General features: G+C 76.0%; 2 protein-coding genes and 1 pseudogene. 1 reads left to right on the plus strand and 2 read right to left on the minus strand.

The genetic code is table 11. The features are described 5' to 3' along the window. Positions 1-1,130, plus strand: a pseudogene (locus NBZ85_RS29310) (serine/threonine protein kinase); the annotation flags it as partial. 43 nt (positions 1,131-1,173) lie between these two features. Here NBZ85_RS29310 and NBZ85_RS29315 read toward each other — a convergent pair. After that, positions 1,174-2,085 carry a TIGR01777 family oxidoreductase gene (locus NBZ85_RS29315; RefSeq protein WP_261560497.1) on the minus strand — a complete coding sequence of 304 codons (912 nt, stop codon included), beginning with the start codon at positions 2,083-2,085 and terminating at the stop codon, positions 1,174-1,176. A gap of 117 nt (positions 2,086-2,202) precedes the next feature. Then, a partial coding sequence (locus tag NBZ85_RS29320) for a 2-oxo acid dehydrogenase subunit E2 (protein ID WP_261563188.1) occupies positions 2,203-3,253 on the minus strand: 1,051 nt, incomplete at its 5' end.

Raw genomic sequence — 3,253 nt, forward strand, 5'->3', positions numbered from 1 at the left:
GTCCACAGACCCCGGCCGGCGTGGAACCCGGCGGGCCCGGTGACGGTGACGGTGACGGCCGGCCGCGGCTGCTGGCGGGCGCCCGGCTGAACCCGGGGCCGGACGGCACCCGCGATCCACGCGACGGGCCGGGCTCGGGCGACGATGCCGGCCCGCACCCCCCGGGCGGCGGCGCCCCGCCCGGGCGATCGGCCAGCGGGGCCACCGCCGTCGACGCGACGGAGCTGCTCGACTCCCTGCCCCCGCCGCCGCGGCGTTCGACGCCCGGCCGCCGGGCGTCGCGCGTCGCGGGCCGGGGTGGCGCCGGCGCGGGCCCGGCGGCCGGCACGGGACGGTCGGGTCTGTCCAAGGCACCCCCCGGTGCATCGCGGCCCGCCGCCCGCCCGCCGCAGTCGGGTGCCGGCGGCGCGGGTGCGGCGTCCGGGGGATCGCGCGGGCGCGAGACCCGTGGCAGATCCGGTGCATCCGCCTCGTCCGGCTCCCCGCCGGCCACGGGTTCGTCGGGCCGCACCGGCCGTCGGCCGCGCCGGACGGGCGCTCGGCGGCGGCGCTGGCTGCTGCCGGTCACCGCGGGGGTGGGCCTGTTCGCTGTCGTGGTGGCCGCGGTGTTGCTCATGAGGGGCCCGTCGCAGCACGGCACCCCCGATTCGGCAGCGCCCGCGGCGCAGTCCGCGCAGCCGTCCGCGGCCGGGGTGCCCGCGCGGGACCCGACCGCGTCACCGGTCGCGAACCAGTCACCCGAGCAGATCTGGCGCGCCGTGCTCGGCGAGCTCAACACCGCTCGCAGCCGGGCGTTCGAGCAGGCCGACGAGTCCCTGCTGGGGCAGTCCGACGCCCTCGGCAGCCCCGCCTACAACGCCGACGTCGCGCTCATGCGGCAGGTCGTCGCCAAGGGCGCGCACGCCTCGGCGCTGCGCAGCGAGATCCTCGCTCTGCAGGTTCGCGACGGGCAGCCGAACCGCACGGTGCTGAGGGTGACCGAACGCCTGGCCGCCTACGACTACCTCGACGCCCGCGGCCAGCTTCTCGTCCACCAGCCGGCGAAGGCCCCCCAGCACCGCGATCTCGCGCTGATCCGCACCGACTCCGGCTGGCGGGTCTCGGAGACCATCCCCGTGACGGGGAACTGACCGCCGGACCGCCGGGGTGCCGGACCGCCGGGGTGCTGGAGGGTCAGGCGCCGTCGGTGAGGATCGCCCGCAGCGCAGTGTCGATGTCAGGATGGGTGAAGCGGAAGCCTGCCCCGGCGAGGACGGTGGGGGCCAGTCGCTGGGAGGCGAGGACGCCCTCGTCAGCGAACTCGCCGAGGGCTGCGCGCAGGGCGAGGCGGGGCACCGCTGCGAACGCCGGGCGGTGCAGGGCGGACGCGAGCGCCGCGGTGAAAACGGCGTTGGTGACGGGTTCGGGCGCGACCAGGTTGACCGGCCCGGCGACCGAGTCCTCGGCGAGCAGCAGGCGCAGCGCAGCCACGTGGTCGACACGGCTGATCCAGCTCAGCCACTGGCGGCCGGAACCCAGCCGGCCTCCGAGTCCCAGGCGGAACAGCGGAAGTTGGCGGCCGAGACTTCCCCCGTGGCGGGAGAGCACGACCCCGGTCCGCAGCGTGACGACTCGGATGCCGGCCTCGCGGGCGGGCGTGGCCGCCGCCTCCCAGTCCTCGACGAGCCGGGCGAGGAACCCCGCGCCGGCGGGGGCGCTCTCGTCGAGTGGGCCGGCGTCGCCACCCGCCGAGGTTCCGTACCAGCCGATGGCGCTGCCGGTGAGGAACACCTGCGGGGGTGGCGTGAGGGTGGCGAGGGCGCGGGCGAGCAGCTCGGTCCCGGCGATCCGGCTGTCGCGGAGCAGGCGCTTGTAGCCGTCGGTCCAGCGGTGGTCGCCGATGCCTGCGCCGGCGAGGTGGAAGGCGGCGTCGGTGCCGGCCAGCGCCGCCGGGTCGAGCCGACCGGCGGCGGGATCCCACTGGATCTCGCCGCCGGTGCGGGGCGTTTGCCGGACCAGGGCGGTCACGGTGTGGCCGTCCTCGCGAAGGGCGGGGACGAGGGCCGAACCGATCAGGCCCGAGGCTCCGGTCACAACGATGCGCATGGTGGACCATCGTGGCCGGTCGTCGCCCCGAACGCGAGGCGCCCGACCGGCCCGCGGTGGAGGACTCCCCTGTCGGGGGAGTCCGCTCGGCAGGGGAGTCCGCTGGCGCGGGACTGCCTACAGGCCCAGGTCGGCCTCGAAGGTGCCCTCCTCGAGCCGCCGCTTGATGAACGTCAGGAAGCGGGCGGCGTCGGCCCCGTCGACGATGCGGTGGTCGTAGGTCAGTGACAGGTACACCGCCGACCGGACGGCGATGATCTCGCCGAGCTCGGGGTCGTCGATGACGGCGGGCTTCTTGGTCACGATTCCCGTGCCGAGGATGCCGACCTGCGGCTGGTTGATGATCGGCGTGTCGAACAGGGCGCCCCGGCTGCCGGTGTTCGTGAGGGTGAAGGTCCCCCCGCCGAGCTCGTCCGGGGAGATCTTGTTGGCCCGGGTCCGGCTGGCCAGCTCGTCGATCTTGCGGGCGAGCCCGGTGAGGTTGAGGTCACCGGCGTTGTGGACGACCGGCACGACCAGGCCGCGCTCGGAGTCCACGGCGATGCCGAGGTTCTCCTCGCCGTGGTAGGTGACCGTCCCCGCCTCGACGTCGAGGCTGGCGTTGAGCTGCGGGAACTCGCGCAGCGCCTCGCAGGCCGCCAACGCGAAGAACGGCAGGAACGTCAGCTTCAGCCCCTCGCGGGCCTGGAAACCGGCCTTGGCCCGGTCCCGCAGCCGCGCGATGCGGGTGACGTCCACCTCGACGACGGTGGTGAGCTGGGCGCTGATCTGCAGCGACTCGACCATGCGCTTGGCGACCAGGGCACGCAGCCGGGAGAGCTTCTCGGTGCGTCCGCGAACCGGGGCGGGAGTAGAGGTGCCCGTGCCGGTGGTCGCCGGAGCAGCGGGGGCCGCGGCCGGCGCAGAGGGGCGGGCCGGTGCCGACGGACGGGCCGGTGCCGACGGCGCGGCGGGAGCTGCCGCGGCTGCCGGGGCGGCGGGGGCGTCGCCGGAACGGGCCGCCTCCTGGATGTCCTGCTTGGTGATCCGGCCACCGGGACCCGAGCCGGTCACGTCGGCGAGGTCGACGCTCAGCTCGGCGGCCATCTTGCGGACCAGTGGCGTGACGTAGCGGCCGATCCCGCCGTCGCCGTTGGAGGTGGCCACCGGGGCGGGCGCGGTCGGTGCC

The sequence above is a fragment of the Frankia tisae genome (genome assembly GCF_025403405.1).
In the GTDB taxonomy this organism is placed as follows: Bacteria; Actinomycetota; Actinomycetes; order Frankiales; family Frankiaceae; genus Frankia; species Frankia tisai.